General features: G+C 45.1%; 28 protein-coding genes. 7 read left to right on the forward strand and 21 right to left on the reverse strand.

Annotated elements, in window-relative coordinates:
* The first annotated feature begins 8 nt into the window (after positions 1-8).
* Positions 9-620: a YecA family protein gene (locus ACF8OV_RS07150; protein ID WP_005459839.1), complete on the forward strand. Its 612-nt coding sequence runs from the start codon at positions 9-11 to the stop codon at positions 618-620.
* 73 nt (positions 621-693) lie between these two features.
* Here the strand turns inward: ACF8OV_RS07150 and ACF8OV_RS07155 are convergent, their stop codons facing one another.
* From ACF8OV_RS07155 to aspS, 21 genes are all read right to left on the reverse strand, one after another.
* Positions 694-1,860: a glutathionylspermidine synthase family protein gene (locus ACF8OV_RS07155; RefSeq protein WP_025637024.1), complete on the reverse strand. Its 1,167-nt coding sequence runs from the start codon at positions 1,858-1,860 to the stop codon at positions 694-696.
* A gap of 2 nt (positions 1,861-1,862) precedes the next feature.
* Entirely contained in the window at positions 1,863-2,432 is a 570-nt protein-coding gene (locus ACF8OV_RS07160; protein ID WP_193256342.1) for a DUF1190 domain-containing protein, read from the reverse strand.
* 8 nt (positions 2,433-2,440) lie between these two features.
* Complete coding sequence (locus tag ACF8OV_RS07165) at positions 2,441-2,857, reverse strand: DUF350 domain-containing protein (protein ID WP_005459831.1); 417 nt, start codon at positions 2,855-2,857, stop codon at positions 2,441-2,443.
* A complete protein-coding gene (locus ACF8OV_RS07170) occupies positions 2,857-3,900 on the reverse strand; it encodes an ion channel (RefSeq protein WP_021449313.1) in 1,044 nt (347 codons plus the stop codon). Before ACF8OV_RS07170 ends, ACF8OV_RS07165 begins: the two co-directional genes overlap by 1 nt.
* 118 nt (positions 3,901-4,018) lie before the next feature.
* On the reverse strand, positions 4,019-5,080 hold the full coding sequence (gene nadA / locus ACF8OV_RS07175) for a quinolinate synthase NadA (protein WP_005459805.1): 1,062 nt from the start codon (positions 5,078-5,080) through the stop codon (positions 4,019-4,021).
* Between the two features lie 211 nt (positions 5,081-5,291).
* Positions 5,292-6,047: a tol-pal system protein YbgF gene (gene ybgF, locus ACF8OV_RS07180; RefSeq protein ID WP_005495819.1), complete on the reverse strand. Its 756-nt coding sequence runs from the start codon at positions 6,045-6,047 to the stop codon at positions 5,292-5,294.
* A 15-nt stretch (positions 6,048-6,062) separates the two neighbouring features.
* The gene (gene pal / locus ACF8OV_RS07185) at positions 6,063-6,587 is read right to left on the reverse strand and encodes a peptidoglycan-associated lipoprotein Pal (RefSeq protein WP_005459802.1); all 525 of its coding nucleotides are present in this window, start codon (positions 6,585-6,587) and stop codon (positions 6,063-6,065) included.
* A 30-nt stretch (positions 6,588-6,617) separates the two neighbouring features.
* Positions 6,618-7,970 carry a Tol-Pal system beta propeller repeat protein TolB gene (gene tolB, locus ACF8OV_RS07190; protein ID WP_005459807.1) on the reverse strand — a complete coding sequence of 451 codons (1,353 nt, stop codon included), beginning with the start codon at positions 7,968-7,970 and terminating at the stop codon, positions 6,618-6,620.
* Positions 7,971-7,980: 10 nt separating this feature from the next.
* Positions 7,981-9,051, reverse strand: a complete 1,071-nt coding sequence (gene tolA, locus ACF8OV_RS07195; protein WP_005459865.1) for a cell envelope integrity protein TolA — start codon at positions 9,049-9,051, stop codon at positions 7,981-7,983.
* Between the two features lie 12 nt (positions 9,052-9,063).
* A complete protein-coding gene (locus ACF8OV_RS07200) occupies positions 9,064-9,507 on the reverse strand; it encodes an ExbD/TolR family protein (protein WP_005485411.1) in 444 nt (147 codons plus the stop codon).
* A gap of 5 nt (positions 9,508-9,512) precedes the next feature.
* On the reverse strand, positions 9,513-10,211 hold the full coding sequence (gene tolQ, locus ACF8OV_RS07205) for a protein TolQ (protein WP_005485405.1): 699 nt from the start codon (positions 10,209-10,211) through the stop codon (positions 9,513-9,515).
* Positions 10,201-10,620: a tol-pal system-associated acyl-CoA thioesterase gene (gene ybgC, locus ACF8OV_RS07210; protein ID WP_317676141.1), complete on the reverse strand. Its 420-nt coding sequence runs from the start codon at positions 10,618-10,620 to the stop codon at positions 10,201-10,203. The genes tolQ and ybgC overlap by 11 nt, the downstream gene beginning before the upstream one ends.
* A gap of 172 nt (positions 10,621-10,792) precedes the next feature.
* Entirely contained in the window at positions 10,793-11,095 is a 303-nt protein-coding gene (gene ybgE / locus ACF8OV_RS07215) for a cyd operon protein YbgE (protein WP_029844672.1), read from the reverse strand.
* Positions 11,088-11,195: a cytochrome bd-I oxidase subunit CydX gene (cydX, locus tag ACF8OV_RS07220; protein ID WP_000270284.1), complete on the reverse strand. Its 108-nt coding sequence runs from the start codon at positions 11,193-11,195 to the stop codon at positions 11,088-11,090. The genes ybgE and cydX overlap by 8 nt, the downstream gene beginning before the upstream one ends.
* 12 nt (positions 11,196-11,207) lie before the next feature.
* Positions 11,208-12,344 carry a cytochrome d ubiquinol oxidase subunit II gene (gene cydB / locus ACF8OV_RS07225; RefSeq protein WP_005483614.1) on the reverse strand — a complete coding sequence of 379 codons (1,137 nt, stop codon included), beginning with the start codon at positions 12,342-12,344 and terminating at the stop codon, positions 11,208-11,210.
* 17 nt (positions 12,345-12,361) lie between these two features.
* The gene (cydA, locus tag ACF8OV_RS07230; RefSeq protein ID WP_021485394.1) at positions 12,362-13,948 is read right to left on the reverse strand and encodes a cytochrome ubiquinol oxidase subunit I; all 1,587 of its coding nucleotides are present in this window, start codon (positions 13,946-13,948) and stop codon (positions 12,362-12,364) included.
* A 460-nt stretch (positions 13,949-14,408) separates the two neighbouring features.
* Entirely contained in the window at positions 14,409-15,413 is a 1,005-nt protein-coding gene (gene ruvB, locus ACF8OV_RS07235; protein WP_005495833.1) for a Holliday junction branch migration DNA helicase RuvB, read from the reverse strand.
* 21 nt (positions 15,414-15,434) lie between these two features.
* Positions 15,435-16,049, reverse strand: coding sequence for a Holliday junction branch migration protein RuvA (gene ruvA / locus ACF8OV_RS07240; protein WP_005486097.1), 615 nt, complete (start codon positions 16,047-16,049; stop codon positions 15,435-15,437).
* A gap of 78 nt (positions 16,050-16,127) precedes the next feature.
* A complete protein-coding gene (locus ACF8OV_RS07245; protein ID WP_138938444.1) occupies positions 16,128-17,579 on the reverse strand; it encodes a methyl-accepting chemotaxis protein in 1,452 nt (483 codons plus the stop codon).
* Between the two features lie 121 nt (positions 17,580-17,700).
* Positions 17,701-18,222, reverse strand: a complete 522-nt coding sequence (gene ruvC, locus ACF8OV_RS07250) for a crossover junction endodeoxyribonuclease RuvC (protein ID WP_005457261.1) — start codon at positions 18,220-18,222, stop codon at positions 17,701-17,703.
* Positions 18,223-18,350: 128 nt separating this feature from the next.
* Positions 18,351-20,129, reverse strand: a complete 1,779-nt coding sequence (aspS, locus tag ACF8OV_RS07255; protein ID WP_005483110.1) for an aspartate--tRNA ligase — start codon at positions 20,127-20,129, stop codon at positions 18,351-18,353.
* 273 nt (positions 20,130-20,402) lie between these two features.
* Here aspS and ACF8OV_RS07260 point away from each other — a divergent pair, with 273 nt between their 5' ends.
* The 6 genes from ACF8OV_RS07260 to ACF8OV_RS07285 all read left to right on the forward strand — a co-directional run bounded on the left by ACF8OV_RS07260 (position 20,403) and on the right by ACF8OV_RS07285 (position 26,691).
* The gene (locus tag ACF8OV_RS07260) at positions 20,403-21,269 is read left to right on the forward strand and encodes a DUF72 domain-containing protein (protein WP_274055796.1); all 867 of its coding nucleotides are present in this window, start codon (positions 20,403-20,405) and stop codon (positions 21,267-21,269) included.
* A 143-nt stretch (positions 21,270-21,412) separates the two neighbouring features.
* The gene (gene cmoA / locus ACF8OV_RS07265) at positions 21,413-22,150 is read left to right on the forward strand and encodes a carboxy-S-adenosyl-L-methionine synthase CmoA (RefSeq protein ID WP_005457217.1); all 738 of its coding nucleotides are present in this window, start codon (positions 21,413-21,415) and stop codon (positions 22,148-22,150) included.
* Positions 22,151-22,262: 112 nt separating this feature from the next.
* Positions 22,263-23,234 (forward strand): tRNA 5-methoxyuridine(34)/uridine 5-oxyacetic acid(34) synthase CmoB, encoded by a 972-nt coding sequence (gene cmoB / locus ACF8OV_RS07270; RefSeq protein WP_005483112.1) that lies wholly within the window; start codon positions 22,263-22,265, stop codon positions 23,232-23,234.
* 221 nt (positions 23,235-23,455) lie between these two features.
* Complete coding sequence (locus ACF8OV_RS07275) at positions 23,456-24,202, forward strand: ATP-dependent zinc protease (protein WP_005457212.1); 747 nt, start codon at positions 23,456-23,458, stop codon at positions 24,200-24,202.
* Between the two features lie 11 nt (positions 24,203-24,213).
* Positions 24,214-25,719, forward strand: a complete 1,506-nt coding sequence (locus tag ACF8OV_RS07280) for an inactive transglutaminase family protein (RefSeq protein ID WP_005495851.1) — start codon at positions 24,214-24,216, stop codon at positions 25,717-25,719.
* A 3-nt stretch (positions 25,720-25,722) separates the two neighbouring features.
* A complete protein-coding gene (locus ACF8OV_RS07285) occupies positions 25,723-26,691 on the forward strand; it encodes an alpha-L-glutamate ligase-like protein (protein ID WP_005457241.1) in 969 nt (322 codons plus the stop codon).
* The last annotated feature ends 131 nt before the right edge of the window (positions 26,692-26,822 follow it).

Consider the following 26,822-nt stretch of genomic DNA (forward strand, 5'->3'; position numbering starts at 1 on the left):
TTGGTAAGATGAGCGCAACCAATCAGCCCATTAACAAATGGTATTCTATTTTGAAACTACAAGACATGCTTTCTCTTCCAGAACTTGATGGAAAACTACTAAACCTAGCGAAAACTCAAGGCTTTGTAACCGCGATGGCATCAGCGCCAAACGTGTTGAACCCTCAAGAGTGGCTGCCATTCTTATGGGGCGGCGAAGAGACAGCACCTTTCTCAGATGGTGAACAACTAGAACTGTACATTGATGAAATTGTACAAATGTGGAACCAAACTCGACCAGCTTTGCTAGAAGGTTCTTGGCAATGGCCTGAAGGATGTACTCTCGATGAGCAAGACATTGTCTCAGCAAGTACTCGAGATTTCTGTGAAGGTGTACTTCAAGGTTGGCAACTGACACGTGATGATTGGGAAACGTTAATGCCAGAAGACAGCGAAGACAGTGCCCTATTGGGTGGAGTGCTGCTCTCTCTTACCATGTTGTACGATCCAGAAACCACCATTGCAACGCTTGCAGAGCAAGGCATGGAAGGCTTAGAGCAATTTGAAGAGATCTTCAATGCTATACCTGTGATGCTATGTGGTCTTACTCAACGCGGTGTTGCGTTGGCTGAAGAGCAATAAAATAACGTAATCGTTGATCATTGAAATTGAACATCTGATATGAAAAAGCTCTCTGAATGGAGAGCTTTTTTGATCACGTCAAAATCACATGTGGAATGTAGCGCGCCATATCTTGTGTCACTAGGCTACTGTCTTCACGAATCGAAATACCCGCCGCTCTATCATTGACGAGCCAACTACCGATTAACGTATGGTTCTGCCCAAACTTAGGCAACGGATGATATTTCTGAACGATATTGAACTTCGATTCATAAGGCCCCGGAGTTTTCACCAAGCGCTTTCCATCTTTGACGATCTCAATATTCGCCCCCTCCCGTGAGAATAACGGTTTGATGACATAATCGTTCAAACAACTCGCTTTTGGGTCATTAGCAAAATAGGCAGGCAAAAGATTGGGATGCTCTGGAAAGCGTTCCCACAACAATGGCAAAAGTGCTTTATTGGATAAAATCGATTTCCACATGGGTTCTAGCCAGTTGACGTTTGCAGTCGCTAAGTATTTCGCGTATTCCTCTTCAAACATGAATTCCCAAGGATAAAGTTTGAACATCCAACGAATGGCTCGTTCGTCCACATCCACAAATTTTCCGTCTTCCGTTACACCAATATCTTCGACGTGCACAAAAGCTGTCGCTAGCCCCGCCTCGCGCGCGCAATCTTCTAAATACTGGACAGTCGCTTTATCTTCTTCTGTGTACTTGCAACAGCTAAAGTGGAGAGTTTGTCCCGGTTGATATTTGGCTATCTCCGCAAAACGCTCAATTAGAAAGTCTTGAAGAATATTGAATTGATCCGCAGCTTGATGAATTCGACCTTTGTTAACTACATCTTCCAGCCACACCCATTGCCAAAAACCCGTTTCAAACAAACTTGTCGGTGTATCGGCATTGTTTTCGAGTAGCTTTGCTGGTGATGTTCCGTTATACGCAAAATCCAAACGAGAATAGAGTGAAGGCTCTTTTCGTTGCCACGAAGACGCTACCTGTTCCCACATCAACTCAGGAATCGCACATTTCGTCAGTAGTTGCTCACAGCGAACCACCTCATCCACAATAGACAAGCACATCTGATGCAATTCTTCAGTGGGAGATTCTAGGTCGTGCTCGATTTGCTCCAGCGTAAATTGGTAGTAAGCACTCTCATCCCAATACGGTTGCCCATACATAGAATGAAAACCAAAACCAAACTGGCGTGCTAATTCACGCCAGTTTTCTCGTTCTTGTATCTCTCGTCGAAACATAATCAACCGCCACGACTGACCGAAACCGCTTTCCCGAATCCACCTCGAGACATGGCTCTTCCAATGGTTCCGCCCCCACGTTTGTTTAAGTTACTGGTCGCGACTTTGGTCGACTGGTTACGATAGGAGCCAAAAAACTGGCCTGCACCGTTATAAAATTTGGACTTATAGCGGTACATCGGTTCCGAATAATAACTCTTGTTGTAACCTTTCAAATCATTAACTGAACGACTATAGAAAAAGCCGCCAAAATGAGGGACATAAGCACGAGAGCTTGAGCTGTAGTAACAATCGTCTTCGTAAAAGTCGTTTTCACATTCGAATTCATTGTTATAACGAGGAGCATTTCGTTCAGCACGAGCCAATGCCTCTTGGTAAGCTATATTACACTGCTCACTAAACTCTGGCGAGTTGGATTTACATTCATCGGCGTCAGAAAAAATGTAGCCTTCAGTCTTTGATTCTTGGGTCGCAAGGAAGAAAATTCCGCCAAATGCCGCGAACGGTATGATTTTTCCAAGCTTTAAGCTTTTATCCATGGAAGAACGTTTAACGTTGGAACTGCGCTTCATCGTTCCTCCTAGTACGTCATACAAGCAGCATTCAACATGCCGACCGATATAGAAACCGCCGCAAGTACAATACCTGCAGGCAGCTCATCTTTTTCGATGCGCTCAGTAACTCTTGGCAGCAAAATGAAACGCACGATGGCAAATGCAATGATTTGCGCAAGCATGGCAACAACGCCCCAAACCATAAAGTCGACAATGTTGACTGAGTTTTTTGCCGCACCCGAAATCGCAATACAATAACCCAGAAAAGCGCCACTCAACGCCACTGCGGCTGCGGTATTTTGCTTTTCCTTGATCAGATGCCATTCATCATAAGGCGTAAGCTTGACGTAGATGAACTTAAACGCCAAAACAAAAATAATGGATACTGAGAAGTAGAGTAAAAAGTTTGGAAAACCTGCTAACAGGCCGGCAATCATGTGCATTATTGTTCCTTGTTCATTTCTTTCCATGCAAAATCATCAATACGTTCATCTGCAATGTAAAACAGCTTGGTACCCGGTGGCACTTCCGCATCTAAATCTGGGTTGAGTTGGATACCGTTGCCGATATCAAACGCAATCAACGTCGCGTGGTGACGCTTTTTGATAAAGCCAAAGATGCTCTCAATGGTGGTGATAGGTTGATTCTCAGGATAAATGACTGAGTACTGTGTCATCCCACGGGTGGATGCCAGTAATTCTTGGTGCAAGGCGCTAGAGCCAGGGTCTACTGCCGCTTTCGCCAACATTTCTGCTCCTACGGCAGGAATGCATTCTGCTTTAGGGCAATGCTGACTGAGCAATCGACCTAAAGCGTCGTCTTTAAAATAAGCCAGCAAGTGTGCGTCAGGATTCACAGAGGCACAATAAAGGGCAGCGGAGAGCGTAATGTCATCCGAAAGATTATCAACAATGATACAACTCGCATCAGTAATGTTGGCGTTCTTCATTTCCTGTGCGTCGGTATAACTGGTCACTTTGATAAAATGAATCTCACCCGGCAATGGATTTTCAATATCAGAACGACTACACAACACGATAGGGCGCTTGCCTTCTTCTTCGTGTTGCAACATACGAATCAAGTGCATTGTTCTCGACCCGTTCCACCCAAGCAATACGATATGATTTTCCACTCTCACTCTCCGTTTACCCAAAATACCCGCTCGCCAATAATCGATTGCAGAACCAGCTACACGCCCCAGTAACGCAGCAAACAAACTCAAGCCACCGGGAATAACAAACAACACAACAACCCACTTCCCTAAGTCTGTGACCGGAGAGTGATCTCCATAGCCCACCGTACTAGCGGTGACCATGAGGTAATAAATGAAGTTGGAGAAGTTGTCCGTTAGCGCTTTTTCACCCGCAAGAGCCAAAAACCCCCACGATAAACTGATGTACAAAATGCTAATAACAAGAAGGTTTCGGTTGCTCAATTTAAATAGGTGCGAACTAAGCCACTTTTTAACTACTAGCCACACAGCCATAAATATCCGATCCCTGCATTTACAAAATCAATCAATATTAAACCATTGATAATCAAAAACAAAAAAACCAGCCATATTCGGCTGGTTTTTTGGGATTTATCTTAATAAATAGAAGTGATTACGCGTTACCTTTCACTTGCATATTTAGCTGCTCAGCAAAGTCTAGCATGCGGTTCAGTGGAATAAGAGACTTCACTCGTAGCGCTTCATCTACGAAGATTTCGTGCTCTTCTCCACCTTCACTAAGCGCTTTTTCAATCGCTTTCAAGCCGTTCATTGCCATCCAAGGACAGTGTGCGCAGCTGCGACAAGTCGCGCCAGCACCAGCCGTAGGCGCTTCGATCAATTCTTTTTCTGGCACCAATTGTTGCATCTTAAAGAAGATGCCTTTATCCGTTGCCACGATCATTTGTTGGTGAGGGAGTTCTTTCGCAGCCTTGATAAGCTGGCTTGTAGAGCCGACAGCATCAGCCAATTCCACCACACTTGCTGGTGACTCTGGATGAACAAGAATCGCAGCATCTGGGTAAACACTCTTCATCTTGCGAAGTGCATCAGCAGAAAATTCATCATGCACTACACACTCACCTTGCCAAAGCAACATATCTGCGCCCGTTTTATTGGCAATGTATGAGCCCAAATGACGGTCTGGTCCCCAAATAATTGGCTTATCTTCAGCGTCTAAATGTTCCACGATTTCAAGCGCGATGCTTGATGTGACCACCCAGTCAGCACGAGCTTTCACTGCCGCAGAAGTGTTTGCGTAGACAACAACCGTATGATCTGGGTGTGCATCACAGAATTCACTGAATTTGTCCGCCGGACAACCTAGGTCAAGTGAACATTCCGCTTCCAGCGTTGGCATTAGAATTCGTTTTTCTGGTGTCAGAATTTTAGCCGACTCACCCATAAAACGTACGCCTGCAATAATCAGTGTGCTTGCTGGGTGGCGGTTACCAAACTTAGCCATTTCTAGTGAATCACCAACAAAACCACCTGTTTCTTCCGCTAGTGCTTGAATTTCAGGATCGGTGTAGTAATGCGCGATCAGTACTGCATCTTTTTGTTTTAGCAGCTCTTTGATGCTCGCGATATAAGACGATTTTTCTTCTTCGCTTAACGGAATTGGTTTTGGTGGGAATGGGTAAACAGTGTCGATTTTATCTAATATGTGGCTCATTGCTCTTGCTCTACGCAACTTCCTTTAATCCGCGTATTGTAACCTCGTTAATTTTCAAAAACCAACCTGTAACTAGAATTTCTAGCGGTCTAGACGTATATCTTTGTTACATGTGGCATTTTCTTATGCGCGGCAATTTTGTAAAAAATTTAAAAAACAGAAGGCATCTAAAAAGAAAAAGGAAGCTAAAGCTTCCTTTTTAGAATGGTGTTTATTTCAGCTTTGAGCCAGCCAGTTTAGCCGACGCACTACCTGGGTATTCATCGACAACTTGTTGGTAGTATTTTTTCGCTTGAGCGGCATTGTTATTACGCTCTGCGATTTCGCCTAACTTAAGCAAGGCGTCAGCTCGTTTGTTAGAGTCTTTATAAGACACTACCGCAGCAAAGCTTTTAACCGCGTCTTTATCCTGTTTCTTGGCGAAGTACAATTGGCCTAACCAATAGTGTGAATTCGCTGAGTATGTGGAATCAGGATAGTCTTTCTGGAACTGCTGGAACGCAGCAATTGCACCGGTGTAGTCACGCTTTTTAAGGATTAAGTCAACCGCATTTTGGTATGCCGTTTGCTCATCAACATTTGGCGTGTATTTACCACTAGTTTCTGTTGGTTTGGTTTCTTTTACCGGTGCCGACTTCATCTCACCGCGAATACGGTCAAGCTCGACAAACAACTCACGTTGACGCTGCAACATTTGCTGCATTTCATAGCTATTTCGCTCTAATTGACCACGCAAATCACTGATCTCTTGTGACATTTGGTCAATCTGCTCTTGCATTTGGAGCTGAACACGGTTGCGATTTTGTAGTAGACGCTCTAATCGCTCGACTTCCGTTTCAGATGAACGGCTCTTAGAGGCTGAGGATGTGCTGTTGAGATCGGATACTGGAGCTGGTGCAGCGAACGCGAAGTTCGCTGCACTTGCCAGTAACGTAAGCGCAACAGCGCGCTTAGTGTTACTGAACATGAGGATTTCCTCGAATTAGTATACTAGAACCGCGCGACGGTTTTTAGCGTACACTTCATCTGATTGACCTAGAAGAAGTGGCTTCTCTTCACCGTAGCTAACGATTGAGATTTGATCTGCTTGTACACCTAGCGCTTGTAGGTAGTTAGCAACTGCTTGAGCACGACGCTCGCCTAGAGCGATGTTGTACTCAGGAGTACCGCGCTCATCAGCGTGGCCTTCAATCGTTACTTTTAGAGCAGGGTTCTTGCTTAGGTAAGAAGCGTGAGCTGCTAGCATCTCTTCGTAATCACCTGCAATTGTAGAGTTGTCAAACGCGAAGTAAATTGTTTGAGTTTCGCGAAGTGCTTGCTCTTTTAGCTCTTGTTCAGTTAGCTGACCGCTTTGATCGATCGGCGTCGCTACTGTTGTTTCTGCTGCAGCATTGTTGTTAGTTGCTGCGCCAGTGTTAGAAGCTGCGTCGTCGCTTGAACTACACGCAGTCATAGCCATTACAGGAAGCGCGATTAGTAGCCCTTTTAGAACCTTGTTCAGTTGCATCTTATTTTCCTTTATTAATCAAACTTATTACTACAAAAACGGTGACCACGCAGGCGCTCTCACACGCCCATTTGTTGCCGGCAATCTAGCTTTAAATCGACCATCAATTGACACCATCGATAGTACGTTTTTCTTGTTGTAAATCGAGCTATACACAACCATGCCACCGTTAGGGGCAATACTCGGAGACTCGTCTAATAGAGTCTTAGTTAAGACTTGAAGAGCACCAGTTTCCAAATCTTGTTTCGCCAAATTAAAACCTGAATCACTGCGATTCACCATTACTAGGAATCGGCCATCAGGTGTGATTTGACCACCCAAGTTTTGGCTACCTTGCCAAGTCAAGCGATCGATAGAACCGCTGCCCAAATTTACTTGATAAATCTGTGGTTTACCACCCCTATCCGATGTGAAAATCAGCGATTTGCCATCAGGGTGCCAGAACGGTTCAGTATTATTTGATCTGCTACGCGTAATTTGGGTGAGTTTGCGAGTTTTCAGATCAAAAGTGTACACCTGTAGAGTGCCCGTCTTAGACAGTACAAGCGCTAACTTGTTACCATCAGGAGAGAATCTTGGCGCACCATTATGGCGAGGGTATGACGTAATTTTTTCACGTTCACCGGTATAGATGTTCATGATGAAAATTTCTGCTTGGCCATTTTGGAAGCTTACATACGCAAGTTTCTGCCCATCTGGAGACCATGCAGGAGACATCAGAGGCTGCTTAGAACGCAATACTAATCGCTCATTGTAACCATCGTAATCAGCAACACGAAGCTGGTACGGGAAACGGTCTTTGTCGTTTACAACCACGTAGGCAATACGAGTCATAAATGCGCCACGTTCACCAGTCAGTTGTTCATAGACAAGGTCGGAAATACGGTGAGCGTACTCACGCATACGAGGGCCTTTTACCGTAGCCACTTTGTTAAACAAAACATGGTCTTTAGATAAAACAAGCTCGCCGTCACTCCCTAGAGCTTTGCTCTGCCCACCAGTTAACTGACCGCGTACGACATCAACAAGCTGGTAATTTACAACGTAATCGCCTTGCTCATTTTGCTTGATAGAGCCAGTTAACAGCGCATCTACACCAAGGCTTGTCCACGAATCAAAGTTAACTTCTGATTCATTGAATGGCGTTTGTGGCATTTTATTAGTTGGCACTGGGCTGAACTTACCACTGCGCTGTAGGTCAGATGCAATGACAGCAGAAATGTCGGTAGGAAGTGGTTGACTGCCCTCCCATTTAAAGGGAACAACAGCAATTGGTCGTGCCGAATCAATACCATCAGTAATGACCAGCTCCAATGCAGCGTGCGCTACATTTGTTAGACTGCCTAGCAGTACAAACATTCCTAGTAAAAGACGTTTAATCACGGCTTATCCCTTATTGTTGTAGTGCGACCGTAAGGTTAATATCCTTCAGCCTTTGGTTAACTGTTGAATCGGTTGACATCGGGAAACTTGGTACTTGTGCAATTGCACTCTTTGCAGCTGCACATACTCTAGAGTCACCAGAAAGCACGTTAACTGACGAAACAATCATGTCAGTTCCCGTAGGAATCAGCTTAATGTTAACTCTACACTCCTTTCCCAATAGGTAGTCATCCTTTAGCAATCGGCTTTGAATAAGCTGAATATAGATTGAACTGTAGCGGGAAACCTCATCAGCCACAAATTTCCCCTGAGCCTGTTGGTTTGCACTCGCTTCACTTTCTAGGCCAGCAAAAATATCATCCAGTGCAGCTTCTTGCTCTTTACGCTCACGTTCTAAACGCTCAAGGCGCTCTTTTTCTTTACGCGCTTTTTCCGCAGCTTCTTTTGCCGCTTTTTCTTTCGCAATGCGTTCTTGTTCCGCTTTTTGAGCCGCCTCGCGTTCACGTTTTGCCTTTTCTTCCGCTTCTTTTGCCGCCTTCTCGCGAGCTACTCGCTCTTGTTCCGCTTTGGCAATCGCCGCTTCTTTGGCTAAACGTTCCTGCTCTGCTTTACGTACAGCTTCTTCTTTCGCTTTACGCTCTTTCTCAAGTTTAGCTGTACGCTCTTTTTCTTGGCGAACACGTTCTTCTTCTGCTTTGCGTTCCTGCTCTTTTTGCTTGCGAGCCGCTTCAGCTTCTCTGGCCGCTTTTGCATCTTTCGCTTGCTGTTCTTTCAACTTACGAATTTGTTCTTCTTCAGCCTTACGGTTTTTCTCAAGCTGCTCCGCCTCACGTCTTAATTTATCAAGACGATCTTGCTCTTTTTTTGCCGCTTTTTCACGCTGCTGACGAATTTCTTTCGCTTGTTGTTGCACCAGTTTAGGGTCTATCACGACAGCCTGAACCATCTGTCCAGTTGGCTCAGGTTTGGTCATCGCAAAATCAGTACCCCAGAGCAATGCTGCTACCAAGAGAGCATGCAGACCTACCGATATGACTATCGGTTTAGTGTACTCTTTCGATTGTTTCTTTTTGTCTTTCATGAATATTGACGTTTATTCCCTAATATCGGTCAGGAGCCCTACTTTAGGGATTCCAGCACGACTCAATTCATCAAGTAAAAGGACAACATCAGCGTATGGCGTCGCTGCATCGCCGCCTACTGCAACTGGTGAATCAGGTTTGATGGAACGCTCTGCTTTAACTCGAACAATGACATCTTGCAGTGAAAGACCACGTTGCACTTCTTCATCGTTCACGCTTAGGCCTAAATTGCCGTCACGATCGATTTCAATGATGATAAAGCTGCTATCTGTATCCCCTGCAAGTTCTTGAGCAGGAGTTGCATTTGATGTCTTTGGTAGATCGACATCTACGCCTTGAGTTACAAACGGAGCAGTCGCCATAAAAATAATTAACAGCACAAGCATTACGTCAATATAAGGGACAACGTTGATCTCTGCCGTCATTTTTCGCTTTTTAGGTTGATAACCCGCCATGCTTTTTATTCCTTATCCGCGCTATCTCGGCCAGCCATCGCTTGACGATGAAGGATGCTGTGGAATTCTTCTGAGAATGTCGCGTAAGTATGTTCCAGCTTACTTACTTTGTTGCTTAGTCGGTTATAAGCCATTACCGCAGGAATTGCTGCGAATAGACCCATAGCAGTCGCGATCAACGCTTCTGCGATACCTGGGGCAACCATAGAAAGTGTGGCTTGTTTCACTTCACCCAGTGCGATAAACGCATGCATGATGCCCCAAACAGTACCAAACAAACCAATGTATGGGCTGATTGAACCGACAGTTGCTAAGAAAGGTAGGCTTGTTTCAAGCTCATCAACTTCACGCGCAACAGCAACACGCATCGCGCGACCTGTGCCTTCCATAATGTAAGCTGGTGAGTTCGCATTGCTCTTACGTAAACGAGCAAATTCTGTGAAACCTGCGTAGAAGATTTCTTCTGTACCTGCGATCTCGTCTTTGCGCCCTTTCACTTTTTGGTAAAGTTGGGAAAGGTCTGTACCTGACCAGAATTTGTCTTCAAATTGCTCTGCATTTTTTGATGCTTGGGAAAGCACTTTGCTGCGCTTGATGATCATTGCCCATGACGCGATTGACATGCCTAGCAATGTCAGCATCACAAGTTTTACCAACAGACTGGCCTGAAGAAAGAGATCTAAAATGGAAATATCAGCAGTCACTATTTGTTAGCCCCGAATTGATAAATGTTGGAATAGCTATTGGTTTCATTTTCTTATTATCGATACATGCTACCTTAACAAAGGCCTTGCACAATATCTTGCCTTGATCATTGACCAACTCTTGACAGAATTGCAAAGACGCACGTTTTATTTCTGACACTCGGGTTAATACTGTCAACTGTTCGTCCAGTCTCGCCCCTTGTTTAAAATCGATATCCATGTGTCGGACAACAAAGCCAATATTTTGTTCCAGTAACACATGTTGAGAAATGCCTTTTGCACGCAACATCTCGGTACGCGCGCGCTCAAAGAATTTTAAATAGTTTGAATGATATACAACGCCGCCCGCATCGGTGTCTTCATAGTACACGGTGATCGGCCAGCGGAAGGGATTTGATGTGCCTTGCAAGGGAGTACCAATATATTCAATTCTTTAAAGTGGTTACTATAACTGAAGCAACAGCAATTGGTACTGAACGGAAGGAATATTTTTGATTTTTGTAGAAAAAATAAAAGCCAGACAAACTGCCCGGCTTTTACTCGATGATTTAATAACCAACTTTATTGCAATGTAATTCAATTTACATGAAATAAAGCGCAGTTAGATAAATTAAGATAGCTAACGAGAAGTAAGGGCTAAACAACAATTGCCAGTACCAATTTCTCGGTTTGAAGCCTACGCCGAACACCATACTTGAGCACAATGCCCAAATCAGTGCCGGGGCGATCACTGCGTTAAAGCCACCAATCGCTTGATGGTACGCTTCTGGATCCCACATAACCAATCCTACGTGCATAAAGCCAAGGATGAGGGATAAGACTCTTAACAGAGTCTTATCCATTGGTTCGTGAAACTTCACTACCTTGTCAGCGAGATTACTCACTGTCTTTGTCCATCATTTCTGAGTGCTCTAACCAAAGAGCGTTGATGATACCGAATGCACAAGCAAGTAGTACACCTAGAATCCATGCGAAATACCACATAGTAATTGCTCCTTAGTATAGTGAGTTTTTGTTGTCTTCAATGTACTGATCATCAAGGCGACCAAACATCTTGTAGTAAGTCCAAGACGTGTAACCAAGGATGATTGGAACCATAACAAACGCTACGCCTGTCATCAGGTTCAGAGTCAACTCAGATGATGTTGCATCCCACATTGTTAGACTGTGGCTTGGCATTAGATCTGAAGGCATGATGAATGGGAACATCGCAAAACCTGCAGTAAAGATAACACCAGCAACACCTAGGCTTGAAGTGATGAACGAAATCGCACACTTTTCAAGACGAGATGACAATACAGCAAGCAGCGGCATTGCAACACCTAGTACAGGAGCAGCCCATAGTAGTGGGTAGTTTTCAAAGTTCTTCATCCACGCACCAGCTTCACGGATTACCTCTTTGTTTAGAGGGTTAGAAGCTGCGTTTGTGTCGATGCCACCAACAATCACGTAACCGTCAATGTTTTGAACCCAGAAGCCTGCAGCAACAAACGCAACCACTGTTAGTAGACCCGTGATTTGAGCAACGTTGCGAGCACGTGTGTGAACTTCACCCGTTGTTTTCATTTGTAGCCAAGTAGAACCTTGCATCAAAATCATGAACAAGCTAACCAGACCACAAAGCAGAGCAAATGGGTTTAGCAGACCAAAGAATGAGCCATGGTATGTTGGCATCAAAAACTCGCTCAATTGGAATGGAACACCTTGTAGAAGGTTACCAAACGCCACACCAAAGATGATTGGCGGAACAAAACCACTGATGGAGATACAGATATCCCAAGTATTACGCCATTTTGGCTCTTCGATCTTAGAGCGGTAATCTAGGCCCAGAGGACGAAGCCAAAGTGCAGCTAGCGTCAGGATCATTGCTAAGTAGAAGCCTGAGAATGACGTTGCGTAAACCAAAGGCCAAGCGGCGAACAATGCACCACCAGCAGTGATAAGCCAAACTTGGTTACCATCCCAGTGAGGGGCAATTGAGTTAATCATGACACGACGTTGTGTGTCGTTTTTACCGATAATAGGTACAAGCGCGCCTACACCCATATCGAAACCGTCTGTTACTGCAAAACCAACTAGTAGAACACCGATTAGTACCCACCAGATGAGTCGCAAGATTTCGTAATCAAACATCTTGTTATCTCCTTACCTTACGCTTCTACTTGGCGGCTAACTTTGTCTTCAACAGAGTCAGCGTTTTGCTCAAAGTGATAGCGGCCAGTTTTCAGACTGCTTGGACCTTTACGAGCGAATTTCAACATTAGGTAAACTTCTGCAATCAGGAATACCGTGTATAGAGCCAAGATTGCGAATAGTGACGTCCAGATTTCACCTGCAGTCAATGCTGAAGCCGCAACGTGCACAGGAAGAATTTCACCAACAGCCCATGGTTGACGACCGTACTCAGCGACGAACCAACCCGCTTCAATCGCAATCCACGGAAGTGGAATACTCAATAGTGCAGCTTTAAGAATCCATTGTTTTTGTTCGATTTTTTGACGACATGTTTGGATAAATGCCGCACCGAATACGAACAACATGATGAAGCCACAAGCAACCATGATACGGAATGACCAGAATAGTGGCCATACTGTTGGGATTGAATCATCCGCAGCAGCTTGGATTTGCTCTTCTGTCGCATCAACAACATTGTCTGTGTAGCGTTTTAGAAGTAGACCGTAACCTAGGTCACCTTTCACTTCATCAAACGCACTCATGTTTTCTTCTGACTTGTCACCAGCACGAAGCTTCTCAAGAAGTTCGTAAGCGTACATACCGCCACGAATACGCTCAACGTGCTCATCACGAAGGTCGCGAAGACCTGTCACTTGCTCATCAAAAGAACGTGTCGCGATGATACCCATTACGTAAGGGATCTTGATTGCGTAATCGGTGTGCATGGTTTCTTGGTTAGGAACACCAAACAACGTAAACGCTGCTGGAGCTGGTTCTGTGTGCCATTCTGCTTCAATTGCAGCAAGCTTCACTTTTTGAACTTCACCAAGCTCGTAACCAGATTCGTCACCAAGAACGATGGTTGATAGGATCGCAGCAATACCGAAAGATGCAGCGATAGCAAATGAACGACGAGCAAACGCAATATCACGACCTTTTAATAGGTAGTATGAACTGATGCCTAGAATAAACATTGCGCCACAAGTGTAACCAGAAGCAACCGTATGCACGAACTTAACCTGAGCTACTGGGTTTAGTACAACTTCAGAGAAGCTTACCATTTCCATACGCATGGTTTCGAAGTTGAAGTCCGCGCCTACTGGGTTTTGCATCCAGCCGTTTGCGATAAGAATCCAAAGAGCAGAGAAGTTAGAGCCCAGCGCCACAAGCCAAGTAACAGCTAAGTGTTGGCGTTTTGATAGACGATCCCACCCGAAGAAGAATAGACCAACAAAAGTTGACTCCAGGAAGAAAGCGACAAGTGCTTCGATCGCCAGCGGCGCACCAAAGATGTCACCTACATAGTGGGAGTAGTACGACCAGTTAGTACCAAACTGGAATTCCATGGTAAGGCCGGTAGCCACACCAAGTGCAAAGTTAATACCGAACAGCTTACCCCAGAACTTGGTCATGTCCTTGTAGATTTGCTTGTTCGTCATTACGTACATCGATTCCATAATGGCCAAAAGGAAGGCCATACCAAGAGTCAATGGTACGAATAGGAAGTGATACATCGCTGTTAGTGCAAACTGCAACCGCGATAGATCAACTACGTCAATCATGGTAACTCCTATGTGTCGGCTGAATGACACTCTCTACATATTGCAATCCATATCCAGGTGTTATTCACACTTGAAAATTGTTGAATTATCACAACTCTTTGTTGCAAAAATGTGCTTCATTGGTTAGTTAATTGTTAAGCATCAGCTAATATAGCTGGGGCTAATATTACTTGTAAAAACAGATTGTTTCAAAAGGTTTATAGCCGGAATGCGCTTTGATATACATCAATGTTTATGCGCTGAATTTGCACAAAAATCCATCACATTGATCCAGATCAACCCGTATTAGAAGCGTATGTTAAGAGAGAGTAATCAGGAGAGAAATTAACCAGTTGCATGCAAACATCGAGTTAACAATCAGTGCTTTTTTCTTACCTAATTAGTATTAGAAGAAATTCAATAAATGAGAGGTTGGTCACTTATGGTGAAAGGCTGAGCATTTTTGCTCAGCCTTAGAATCTTATTTTTCAATTCCGAAATGAAGATATGCACGATCTGTGGCGATTCTTCCTCGGGGAGTGCGTTGTAAATAGCCTTGCTGAATCAAATATGGTTCTAGCACATCTTCAATGGTGTCTTTTTCTTCACCAATAGCGGCAGCCATATTGTCGAGTCCAACTGGACCACCACCAAATTTTTCCATGATAGCGAGAAGAAGCTTGCGGTCCATGTAATCGAAGCCCTGAGCATCCACATCCAACATATTAAGCGCTTTGTCAGCAACATCGGCACAAATATGTCCGTTACCCTTCACTTCTGCATAGTCACGTACACGGCGCAATAGACGGTTCGCAATACGAGGCGTACCACGAGCTCGTCGAGCAACTTCTAACGCGCCTTCTGGCTCCATCGACAACCCTAGGCAATCTGCACTGCGTTGAACAATGTTCTGTAGATCGTGTACTTTGTAGTACTCAAGACGCTGAGTAATACCAAAACGGTCACGCAGCGGAGAAGTCAAAGACCCCGCACGCGTCGTTGCACCAATCAATGTGAATGGTGGCAAATCAATTTTGATAGAACGTGCGGCAGGGCCTTCACCAATCATGATGTCCAATTGGTAATCTTCCATTGCCGGATACAGCACCTCTTCGACCATAGGGCTAAGACGATGGATCTCATCAATGAAAAGCACGTCGTTTTCCTCAAGGTTGGTCAACAACGCGGCCAAATCGCCTGCTTTTTCGAGAACAGGTCCAGAAGTAGTACGGATGTTCACTTCCATCTCGTTAGCAACAATGTTTGCCAACGTCGTTTTACCCAAACCTGGAGGGCCAAAAATAAGTAGGTGGTCTAACGCCTCACTACGCAATTGTGCCGCTTTGATGAAAATCTCCATCTGATCACGGACATGATCCTGACCTTGGTAATCCGCCAACTTTTTAGGGCGAATAGCACGGTCAATAACATCTTCATCACGAAACGCTGGATTTTCAGGAGCGATTAAACGATCGGCTTCAATCATACTGTTACCTTGAACTTTCCGTTACACCATTGATTTTAGTGCTTCACGGATCAGCTGCTCGCTGCTCATGTCCGGTTTAGCAATTTGAGAAACGACTTTCGACGCTTGAGTTGGCTTGTAGCCTAGAGCAAGAAGTGCGCTGACCGCCTCTTCTTCTGCACTATTTGAAGAAGCGGCAGCCGAGTCAGTAGGAGCGGCATCAGTAAACGGCGTGAATAAGTCACCAGCCCCCCAACCTTTTAAGCGGTCTTTCATTTCAACGACCAAACGCTCGGCGGTTTTCTTACCAACACCAGGTAACTTCACAAGCGTAGAAACATCTTCACGCTCTACACAAGACACGAACTGGCTCGCTGTCATGCCTGAAAGAATACCTAAGCCAAGTTTAGGGCCAACGCCGTTTGCTTTGATCACTTCACGGAATAGCGCACGCTCTTTTACTGTATTAAAACCGTAAAGCAATTGCGCGTCTTCACGCACAACAAAATGAGTATAAATAATCGCTTCTTCGCCGATATTTGGCAGTTCGTAGAAACAGCTCATTGGCATCTGAACTTCATAGCCAATGCCGTTAACTTCAATTAAAACTTCAGGTGGTTGCTTTTCAAGCAAAATGCCGCGAAGACGTCCAATCACTATAAATACTCTTTGGAAATGAATTTGCGACAGGATAATAAAGAACTGGATAGACATCCAGTCCTTTATGCTGTGGGGTTAGATTTTTGAGACAACTTGATCAAGTTGTTGTGTGAGCGTCCGGACAGCAACAACTTGACCGCTAAGCTCTTTGCCATATTGAGCCACAATCTCGGCAATGGATTTTGTATTCACTACACCATTCGCCACTTCGCTACTCGCTTCATCAAGTTCTTTTAGCGCTGTCATTTGCGTTGCCATAATGCTTGATAAACTTTGTACGTCATGAGATATCGTCGTCACTTGCTGAATAATAGTGTTCATCCTCTCGGTGCTTGACGTCACCACGTCTTGACCATGCTTCACTTCTTGCTCACTACGATCAAGTAAGTGACGAATCTCAATAGCGGACTGGCTACTCTTCGCAGATAGCTCTCGTACTTGCTCGGCAACCACAGCAAAACCTCTACCCTGATCTCCTGCTCGCGCCGCTTCGATTGCCGCATTTAAAGCCAGCAAGTTGGTTTGCTCTGCGACAGAGGTAATCAAGTCTGCCACTTTCATGATTTCTTCATGGCTAGTAATGATCTGGCCGATGGCTTGAGTAGAATCTTCTAGCAGTTCAGAGCTCCTTTCAGCTTGCAAATGAACATCTTCGCTTTTCTCGCGCAGCTCTTCCACAAACTTGCTCGACTCTTCAATCCCTGTGGCCATGTGATGTACTTGTTGGCTCATTTGCTCTGCCGCACTTGCTTGAGATTCACTATTCACGTTGAGTGCATTGACTTGCTCATCCAACTGCGACGATTGCTCATCAAGCGCTTGCGAAACAGATTTCAGCTCTATCGAATTTAAATTAGCTTGTTCCAATACTTCAGCCAGATGCAGTTCACCTTCTGTTGCTTTTTTGGCGACTTGTTCACTTTCGACTTTTGCTGCTTCGGCATTTTCAATCGCATCATCACGTTGCTTAGCAGTAAATGCCTGAGCGATACAAATCACCACCAGCGGCAATACGGTACCAGACCAAATTTCTAATCGCTGAGAAGCTTCCGATAATACCAGTTGAGGAAACTCAAAACCTGAAACATGCTGATGTGTCATTAAGGCGGAAATGGCAATCACCACGCCACTCCAAGCAATAGCGATAAGACGAGTGCCAGATAAGAAGAAAGCGACAACCAACAAAGGCACCCAATAAGTTTGAGTTGAATCAACCACACCACCACTTTGATAAATGATATTGAGTGCATGCACCGACATCCCGACAAAACCAAGGTTAAGTGATAACGCAGGTTGCTTAAACCATTTGAGACTAGAAGCGGAAATAAGCTCAAGAGTAATCAGAATGACAGAAGTTAAGATCAGGCTTTCGTGTCCATGCTTGAACCACTTAATTAAGCTATAAATTCCGACCAGAAAAGCGATGAAGGTAAATAAAGAGAGGATGTCAGCTTGACGTTGTTGCGTCCTCGTCCATTGAGGTTGGCGCGGCATAAATACACTGCGCCACAGCGTGGCTGGATTCATGTTCAATCTTCCTTGATTGATTTCTTATTAGACATCCGACCACTATAGTTTTGTAACATTTTCACAACAAATTTATTCCTTAAATCTGTCTGAGGTGTCTCATTTTTAGTACGGTAAGAGTCTAGCGATAACGCCCTTTTCTCGCACTGCTTGCTTTGCCTGCGAGCGCAACCAAGGTCTTGTTCGTATTGGCATGACAAATTGCCACACCAAGTGCATCCGCGGCATCGGCTTGAGGCTTTGCAGGTAATTTTAACATGTGCTGCACCATGTGCTGAACTTGCACTTTGTCTGCACCACCAGTCCCCACTACAGCTTGCTTAATAAGACGGGCAGCATACTCATACACAGGAAGATCCGCATTCACCGCCGCAACAATCGCACTACCGCGAGCCTGCCCTAGCTTTAGAGCAGAATCGGCATTTTTCGCCATGAACACTTGCTCAATTGCAAATACGTCTGGTTGAAACTGGGTGATGATTTCCGTAACGCCAGCATAGATTTGCTTAAGCCGACCTGGCAATTCTTTTTCTGAGGTACGAATACACCCACTGCCAAGATATTGCAGATGACGGCCTTGCTGGCGAATAACGCCGTAACCGGTAATACGAGAACCTGGGTCAATACCCAAAATAATTGACATGAAGCGTCCTAAATAACTCGCTATTTTTATTGGAATCTAAACCCAAGCATTCTTAAGTCGTTTGGATATATCCCATTAAAACAAAAACTCCCGCAGGTGCGGGAGTTTTTTCTTTAATTGTTGTGCGCTTATTCTGCGTCTTTTGCTTTCGCTGCAGTTACCGCAATCGCTAGTTCTTCTAGAGCCGCTGGGTTTGCAATGCTTGGAGCATCTGTTAGCAAACACGCCGCTGCTGTTGTTTTCGGGAACGCGATAACATCACGGATGTTCTCAGTACCACATAGCAGCATTACTAGACGGTCTAGACCGAATGCAAGGCCAGCGTGTGGAGGCGTACCGAATTTTAGAGCGTCCAATAGGAAGCCGAATTTCAATTGTTGCTCTTCTGCATCGATACCTAGGATATCGAATACCGCTGCTTGCATTTCTGCGTTGTGGATACGTACAGAACCACCGCCCACTTCGTAGCCGTTTAGCACCATATCGTATGCGTTTGAGTTCGCTACTGCTGGGTTCGCTTTTAGCTCTTCCGCTGTCACACCTAGAGGTGATGTGAATGGGTGGTGCATCGCGTGTAGGTTGCCTTCGTCGTCTTCCTCGAACATTGGGAAGTCAACAACCCATAGAGGAGCCCAAGTGCCTTCTTTAGTCAGACCTAGGTCTTTACCTAGTTTAAGACGAAGTGCGCCTAGTGCTTCCGCAACGATGTTAGCTTTATCTGCACCAAATAGAATGATGTCGCCAGATTCCGCTTGAGTGCGATCTAGGATACCGTTGATCACGTCTTCGCTTAGGAATTTAGCTACAGGAGATTGGATACCTTCCACACCTGCTGCACGGTCGTTCACCTTCATCCATGCTAGACCTTTTGCACCGTAGATACCTACGAACTCTGCATAGCCGTCGATTTGCTTACGAGTTAACTCTGCACCGCCTGGTACACGGATAACTGCAACGCGGCCTTTTTCGTCGTTCGCTGGACCAGAGAATACTTTGAACTCAACGTCTTTTACTAGGTCTGCAACATCTACTAGCTCTAGTGGGTTACGTAGGTCTGGCTTATCAGAACCGAAACGACGAATCGCTTCGCTAAATGGCATTACTGGGAATTCACCTAGGTCAACGTTCAGTAGCTCTTGCCACATTTCACGAACCATTTTTTCAGTTACTTCACGAACTTGATCAGCCGTCATGAATGACGTTTCGATATCGATCTGAGTAAATTCTGGTTGACGGTCTGCACGCAAGTCTTCGTCACGGAAACACTTAACGATTTGGTAGTAACGGTCAAAACCAGACATCATTAGAAGCTGTTTGAATAGCTGTGGAGACTGAGGAAGCGCGTAGAAGCTGCCTTTGTGAACACGGCTAGGTACTAGGTAGTCACGCGCGCCTTCTGGTGTCGCTTTGGTTAGTACTGGTGTTTCGATGTCTAGGAAGCCGTTGTCATCTAGGAAACGACGAACAAAGCTAGACGCTTTAGCACGTAGCTTGATACGGTCGCTCATTTCTGGACGACGTAGATCTAGGTAACGGTACTTCAGACGTTGCTCTTCTGAGTTCTTTTGGTTGAAGTCTAGAGGCAGAACGTCACTGCGGTTGATGATTTCAAGACCTTTCGCAAGGATCTCAACTTCACCTGTTGCCATGTCTTTGTTTACTTGGCTTTCTGGACGAACGCGAACTTCACCCGTCAATTTGATACAGAATTCATTACGAAGTGTGTTAGCCACTTCATACGCATCCGCCATATCTGGATCTACAACTACCTGAACGATGCCTTCACGATCTCGCATATCAATGAAAATAAGACCGCCTAAATCACGACGACGGTTAACCCAGCCGCAAAGTTCTACAGTTTGTCCTGCAAGGGACTTGTTCAGGTGACCACAGTAATGGGTACGCATAATGAAATTCCCAATCTCTCAAATATTGTTAACTACGCTCTGTCAGCCTCATTGCCGAGCAGAGTAAAGATTCCGTTATACGCTGAAAGTCTATGAAAATCGACTACTCAACATACAATTAAGTGTGTTTTATCATTCCCTGGTGGTTTTTAGTACAACAAATGTTCAAAAGCCCACCAAAGCGAAAAAATTGGTGCTGATTATAGCGCTAAATTACCTATTTCAGCAAAACTCTCGTAAAGTGCGTACAGGAGATACAGACAATAAAGAATGATGGATAATTTACCCCTTCGACTTGGTTTAACCATGTGGTCTCACAACCAATGGCAACAAAGCTTTTACGGTAGTGGAACTAAACCTGCTGAGCGTTTAGAAAAATACGCTCAGGTATTTCATACTGTGGAAGGAAATACCACCTTTTACGCCACGCCGACACACAACACGGTGCAAAATTGGAAAGCAGCAACGCACGACGATTTTAAGTTTACGTTTAAGCTCCCTAAGGCTATCACTCATGAACAAATGCTAAGAGGCTGCAACGAGCAACTTCGTGATTTTATGAAAATCATGGAGCCCCTGCATGAGCGCGTCGGTCAATGGACGATACAACTCCCAGCAGCTTTTGGCCCAGAGTATCTTGAACGTTTGAAAAAGTTTTACGCCAGTTTCCCGCCTAACTTTCCACTGGGCGTAGAAGTACGTCATATGGCCTTTTTCTCTAAAGGCGAGGAAGAGCGAGCGCTTAATCAGTGGTTGGTGGAAAACGGTATTGACCGAATAATCATGGATAGCCGCCCTGTGTTTGCGGCAAAGCCTGACAATGAAGCCATCATTGATGCTCAAATGAAGAAGCCCAAAGTTCCCGTTCATGCGATTGCAACCGCTTCACACCCGATGATTCGTTTTATTGGCCATCCGGAAGAACAAAAAAATTACGACTTCTTTGTGCCTTGGCTAAGTAAATTGCCACAATGGATTGCGGAAGGTAAACAGCCATATGTGATGATTCACACAGCAGACAATATTATTGCGCCTGAGCTGGCAGCGAACATTTACAAGAATCTGCAAAAGCATGTCGCCCTGCCAGATTTAGCCCCCTTCCCTGCCAATGATGGCAACTCGCAGTTACAGATGTTCTAACAATAATTTGCTCAACGCATGACAGAAGCGCGAATTTCTCATAAAATACGCGCCTTTTTTGATGCCTGACGTTTTTGAAGACTAGACTAACTAGTTTTTTGAAGACGAATCGCCCCGTCAGCTTGTTATGCAGAGATTTGGTTATGAACCCTAAGAGCAATCCAGATACTATTTTTTCGGCTCCAATCGATAAAATTGGGGATTTCACGTTCGATGAACGCGTAGCGGAAGTTTTTCCTGACATGATTCAGCGATCGGTGCCGGGTTACAGCAACATTATTTCTGCAATCGGTATGTTGGCAGAACGCTTTGTGAAGCCTCACTCAAACATCTACGACTTAGGTTGTTCTTTGGGTGCCGCTACGCTGTCTATGCGTCGTCATATCAAACAAGAAGGCTGTAAAATCATTGCTGTAGACAACTCTCCAGCCATGGTTGAGCGTTGTAAGTTACACGTCAACGCTTACCGCAGCGACACGCCAGTGACTGTGGTCGAAGCCGATATTCGTAATATCGAAATTGAAAACGCATCTGTCGTGGTATTGAACTTCACGCTCCAGTTTTTATCACCAGAAGACCGTTACGCGCTGCTTGAAAAAATCTACGCGGGCCTGCGTCCTGGTGGCATTTTGATTCTGTCAGAGAAATTCGTTTTCGAAGATGAAGTGTCTAATGAGTTACTCATTGACCTTCACCACGACTTCAAACGTGCCAACGGTTACAGCGAATTGGAAATCAGCCAAAAACGTAGCGCAATCGAAAACGTAATGCGTCCGGACTCTAAAAAAGACCACAAAGAACGTTTCGCAAAAATTGGCTTCTCTAGCTACGACGTTTGGTTCCAATGCTTTAACTTCGGTTCTATGTTCGCGATTAAGTAAGGTTCGCGGTCGAACCCAGTTCAGTTTGTACTCAAGCAGGCAAGTACTGATGCTGCCTTTGGCGGCGCTTTCACTCATTTAATTACATCATCAACTCAGCGATTAACTAACTATGTTTAACTTTGCAAATTTCTACCAATTGATTGCCCAAGACACGCGTCTTCAACCTTGGCTGAATGTGTTACCACAACAGTTAACGGACTGGCAAAATGCAGAGCACGGTGACTTTGGTCGCTGGTTGAAAGCACTGAACAAAATTCCAGAAGGCTCACCAGATCAAGTTGATATCAAGAACTCTGTAACCATCAGCAACGATACGCCTTTCCATGAAGGCGAACTGAAAAAGCTAGAAAACTTACTGCGTACTTTCCACCCTTGGCGCAAAGGTCCATACACGGTGCACGGCATTCATATCGATACCGAGTGGCGTAGTGACTGGAAATGGGATCGCGTACTTCCACACATTTCTCCACTGAAAAATCGCAGCGTGCTCGATGTGGGTTGTGGCAATGGTTACCACATGTGGCGCATGTTAGGCGAAGGTGCTCGTCTTTGCGTGGGTATAGACCCGTCTCACCTGTTCCTGATCCAGTTTGAAGCAATTCGCAAACTCATGGGCGGTGACCAACGTGCGCACCTACTGCCGCTGGGTATTGAGCAACTGCCTAAACTGGAAGCGTTTGATACCGTGTTCAGCATGGGTGTTCTCTACCACCGTCGTTCTCCACTTGACCATTTGATTCAACTAAAAGATCAGTTGGTTTCTGGTGGTGAGTTAGTATTGGAAACCTTGGTAATCGAAGGCGATGAAAACGCAGTACTTGTGCCGACCTCACGCTACGCTCAAATGCGCAATGTGTACTTCTTCCCGTCTGCGAAAGCACTAAAAGTGTGGCTAGAACTGGTTGGTTTTGAAGATGTTCATATTGTTGATGAGAACGTGACTTCAGTTGATGAACAACGCACAACAGATTGGATGACACACAACTCTCTACCAGATTACTTAGATCCAAACGATCCAAGCAAAACAGTGGAAGGCTACCCGGCACCACGCCGCGCTGTGCTGGTAGCACGTAAGCCATAATTAACTGAGATTTCTGACATTGTCTTAACTCTTTCCTGCCATTAAGACATTACCCTCTCTTCTATTCTCATCAAGGGTGCGCTTTGCATCCTTGATTATTAGCTTTTCATCACTATTCCTCACTCAATAAGAGATAGAGAAAGATTCTTACTTGTGAGCCTTTATCGATATAAGCTAAACTCTTAAAAAACAAACAACTTAATCCAATCCCAAGGTTTTCAATGTTAATACGATTGACTCCGGTTGTTGCCATCGCCTTATTATCTGGATGCACACTTACCAAAGGCGAACAGTACCACCAAGAAACGTTAGCCGCTATTCAAGCTTCAGAAGCGAATTTCAATAATCGCATAACTAACTTAGAGCTGCAGATCAGTAACCAATCAGATTACATCGACAGCCTTGAAGACCAAGTCGATAAGTTACAAGGTGATCTAAGCACCTTCCGCGAAGAGGCAATGGCAGAGGTTAAAAAACCGAAAGAGCCTATTATTGTCCAAGCGCCTGCCCCTATTGAACCAACGCCGACTCATGACATCGTTTTAGGTTCGATCGAAAAAGTGACCATCGACTCCATCAAACAAACGTTTGATGCTCGCGTCGATACTGGTGCGGCTACATCATCTTTGAATGCAGTTGATATTGAAGAATTCGAAAGAAACGGCAAAAACTGGGTTCGTTTCCATCTTGCTGATGCAACAAAGTCAGAAGAAGAGAAAAATACATGGATCGAAGCGCCTGTTCTTCGTTATGTGAAAATTCGTCAAGTAACAAGTGAAGAACTGGAGCGTCGCGCTGTGGTCGAACTTTGGGTGCGAGTTGGAAAAATTCATGAAAAAGCGCAATTTACGTTGGCGGATCGCTCCCACATGAACCATCCTGTTTTACTAGGTAGAGAATTTATGCGCGACATCGCATTGGTTGATGTGAGCCGTACATACATTCAAACGGACGAAGATAAAAAATAATAAGGTAGATTATGACGTCAAAAATACCGTTTTACCTTTCAATCATCTTGTTGGTGGTTGCGGGCATTGCTTTGAGTGTTTTCAGACACCAAAATTACGGCGTGCCTTGGACGCCAGGCGAAACACGTCAAGTGTGGGATGTAGAGGCTCGTATCGAGTTCAATGCAAACGGGAATGAAGTGAAAGCTTCTCTTGCCGCCCCTCATACACAAAGTGGTTATACACTGATTGGCGAGTCAGCTTCTTCTTCTGGTTATGGCGTTTCCTACATTAACTCTGATTCAGGTCGCCGTGCCGAATGGTCGATTCGCCAAGCGAAAGGCCCTCAAACAATTTACTACAAAGCGCAGTTCTTAGTTGATCCACAAGCTAAAGTGGAACCACTGCCTCCTGCTGGCGATATCACGCCACCGACTTTATCCGCTCCGCAACAAGCGGCAGCAAGCGCCCTCATCGATCAAGCCATGAGCCGTTCTGCGGACAACGTGACGTTTGCACGCGAGTTAATCAAAGCGCTTAACGATCCAGACAGCCAAAACTCCGCTCTATTATTGAACGATTTTGACCGCACCGATGCACTGCACAAGATTCTTCTGTCAGCTGGCGTTCAAAGTAAAATTGTTGGCGTAATCGAGCTTGAAGATGGCCGTCGTCGTCAAACCATCCAACCGATGGTGCAAGTTTGGTCTGGAAAAGATTGGGTTCTGTTCTCGCCAAATTCAGAGCAGAAAGCCGTAAAACCTAACCTTCTTGTTTGGGATGAATCGAACGTTTCGTTACTTGACCTTGTGGGAGGCAAGAACAGCCAAGTTCATTTCTCCATGATCAAACAAGAAGTGACGCCTCAACAAGCGACAAACAACAAGGTTGAGGCCGATGGCCTGCTTAACTTATCAATCCACAGCTTGCCTCTAGAAGAGCAAGCAATGTTCAAGACCATCATGCTGATCCCAATTGGCGCATTGATCGTTGTGTTCCTGCGCGTGATTATTGGTCTTAAAACCTCTGGTACGTTCATGCCAGTACTGATTGCGGTTGCGTTCGTTCAAACGCAGCTTGTGACTGGTATTGTGGGCTTCCTATTAATTGTTGGTACAGGCTTGATCATCCGAAGTTACTTATCGCGGCTCAACTTACTTCTGGTAGCAAGGATATCCGCGGTTATTATCACGGTTATTATGATCATCTCGGTGTTTACCGTCGTAGCATTCAAGATTGGTTTGACAGAAGGTCTAACAATCACCTTCTTCCCAATGATCATCTTGTCATGGACGATCGAACGTATGTCGATTCTGTGGGAGGAAGAAGGCGCGAAAGAAGTAGCAATGCAAGGTGGTGGTTCACTACTGACTGCGGTACTGGTTTACTTGGCGATGACCAACTCGTATATCCAGCACTTAACATTTAACTTTATCGGCCTACAGCTAATTGTTTTGGCGGGTATTCTATTACTAGGTACTTACACTGGTTACCGTCTAACAGAACTACGTCGTTTCAAACCGCTAGCGGAGGATTAAACGATGTTTGAACGTTACACTACGCCATCAAAACTTCGCCACAAAGGCATTATGGGCATGAACAAGCGTAACCATAGCTACATTGGTCGCTATAACGATCGCTCTAAATACCCATTGGTGGATGACAAGCTAAAAACCAAGATCATCGCTCAAGCAGCAGGGGCAACCGTCCCTGCCCTTATCGGCGTGATCCACAACCAAGCAGAAGTAAAAACCATCCACAACATGGTGAAAGACTGGCCGGGTTTTGTGATTAAGCCAGCTCAAGGCAGCGGTGGTAAAGGTATTCTGGTGGTGACATCGCATAAAGACGGTGTGTACACCAAACCTTCTGGTGCGACAATCAACAAAGAAGAAGTGGAACGCCACATCAGTAATGCACTGGCGGGGTTGTTCTCGCTCGGCGGTAAGAACGATGTTGCCGTGGTTGAGAACTTGATTAAGTTTGATGACTGCTTCGATGGTTTCAGCTACGAAGGTGTGCCAGACGTACGCATCATCGTATTTAAAGGCTACCCTGTCATGGCGATGATGCGCTGCTCAACATCAGCGTCTGATGGTAAAGCTAACCTTCACCAAGGCGCGGTCGGCGTCGGCATTGATATCGCAACAGGCAAAGCCATTCGCGCGGTGCAATTCGACCAACCAGTAACGCACCACCCGGATACGGGTAAAGATTTATCGACTCTGCAAGTGCCTCATTGGGAGCGTTTGCTAGAACTTGCGTCAAGTGCTTGGGAAATGACGGGGCTTGGTTACATGGGCACCGACATGGTTCTCGACAAAGAAGAAGGTCCGATGGTACTTGAGCTGAATGCTCGTCCTGGTTTGGCTATTCAAATCGCGAACGGAGCAGGATTGCTTCCTCGCTTGAAGCATATTGAAAGCCTCGGCACTCCAGCGGAGTACCCTAAGCCTATAGAGCGCGTAGCCTACGCGGTTGAGCAATTTGGTGTAAAACCAAAGTTCTAAACCTTACAAGCTAGCAATCAGCACATGGTTGCTAGCTTTTTTCTTTCTGCCATCGTTTTCACTCCCCTTCCTATCTCATTTCGCCGGTTTCATCATTTGAATCAATGATCGAGCTAACAGAATCAACATAG

This window comes from Vibrio sp. GLN_1, assembly GCF_043106015.1.
Lineage (GTDB): Bacteria > Pseudomonadota > Gammaproteobacteria > Enterobacterales > Vibrionaceae > Vibrio > Vibrio parahaemolyticus.

Excerpts from the sequence above, each read along its gene's own strand:
- ACF8OV_RS07155 (WP_025637024.1), bottom strand. The coding sequence starts at position 1,860 with ATGTTTCGACGAGAGATACAAGAACGAGAAAACTGGCGTGAATTAGCA.
- ACF8OV_RS07245 (WP_138938444.1), bottom strand. The coding sequence starts at position 17,579 with ATGAATCCAGCCACGCTGTGGCGCAGTGTATTTATGCCGCGCCAACCT.
- cydA (WP_021485394.1), bottom strand. The coding sequence starts at position 13,948 with ATGATTGACGTAGTTGATCTATCGCGGTTGCAGTTTGCACTAACAGCG.
- ruvC (WP_005457261.1), bottom strand. The coding sequence starts at position 18,222 with ATGTCAATTATTTTGGGTATTGACCCAGGTTCTCGTATTACCGGTTAC.
- ACF8OV_RS07285 (WP_005457241.1), top strand. The coding sequence starts at position 25,723 with ATGTTTGAACGTTACACTACGCCATCAAAACTTCGCCACAAAGGCATT.
- cmoB (WP_005483112.1), top strand. The coding sequence starts at position 22,263 with ATGTTTAACTTTGCAAATTTCTACCAATTGATTGCCCAAGACACGCGT.
- ACF8OV_RS07160 (WP_193256342.1), bottom strand. The coding sequence starts at position 2,432 with ATGAAGCGCAGTTCCAACGTTAAACGTTCTTCCATGGATAAAAGCTTA.
- pal (WP_005459802.1), bottom strand. The coding sequence starts at position 6,587 with ATGCAACTGAACAAGGTTCTAAAAGGGCTACTAATCGCGCTTCCTGTA.
- ACF8OV_RS07275 (WP_005457212.1), top strand. The coding sequence starts at position 23,456 with ATGTTAATACGATTGACTCCGGTTGTTGCCATCGCCTTATTATCTGGA.
- tolA (WP_005459865.1), bottom strand. The coding sequence starts at position 9,051 with ATGAAAGACAAAAAGAAACAATCGAAAGAGTACACTAAACCGATAGTC.
- ybgF (WP_005495819.1), bottom strand. The coding sequence starts at position 6,047 with ATGTTCAGTAACACTAAGCGCGCTGTTGCGCTTACGTTACTGGCAAGT.
- cydB (WP_005483614.1), bottom strand. The coding sequence starts at position 12,344 with ATGTTTGATTACGAAATCTTGCGACTCATCTGGTGGGTACTAATCGGT.
- aspS (WP_005483110.1), bottom strand. The coding sequence starts at position 20,129 with ATGCGTACCCATTACTGTGGTCACCTGAACAAGTCCCTTGCAGGACAA.
- cmoA (WP_005457217.1), top strand. The coding sequence starts at position 21,413 with ATGAACCCTAAGAGCAATCCAGATACTATTTTTTCGGCTCCAATCGAT.
- ACF8OV_RS07165 (WP_005459831.1), bottom strand. The coding sequence starts at position 2,857 with ATGCACATGATTGCCGGCCTGTTAGCAGGTTTTCCAAACTTTTTACTC.
- ACF8OV_RS07170 (WP_021449313.1), bottom strand. The coding sequence starts at position 3,900 with ATGGCTGTGTGGCTAGTAGTTAAAAAGTGGCTTAGTTCGCACCTATTT.
- ACF8OV_RS07260 (WP_274055796.1), top strand. The coding sequence starts at position 20,403 with ATGGATAATTTACCCCTTCGACTTGGTTTAACCATGTGGTCTCACAAC.
- ACF8OV_RS07280 (WP_005495851.1), top strand. The coding sequence starts at position 24,214 with ATGACGTCAAAAATACCGTTTTACCTTTCAATCATCTTGTTGGTGGTT.
- ACF8OV_RS07200 (WP_005485411.1), bottom strand. The coding sequence starts at position 9,507 with ATGGCGGGTTATCAACCTAAAAAGCGAAAAATGACGGCAGAGATCAAC.
- cydX (WP_000270284.1), bottom strand. The coding sequence starts at position 11,195 with ATGTGGTATTTCGCATGGATTCTAGGTGTACTACTTGCTTGTGCATTC.
- nadA (WP_005459805.1), bottom strand. The coding sequence starts at position 5,080 with ATGAGCCACATATTAGATAAAATCGACACTGTTTACCCATTCCCACCA.
- ACF8OV_RS07150 (WP_005459839.1), top strand. The coding sequence starts at position 9 with ATGAGCGCAACCAATCAGCCCATTAACAAATGGTATTCTATTTTGAAA.
- ruvB (WP_005495833.1), bottom strand. The coding sequence starts at position 15,413 with ATGATTGAAGCCGATCGTTTAATCGCTCCTGAAAATCCAGCGTTTCGT.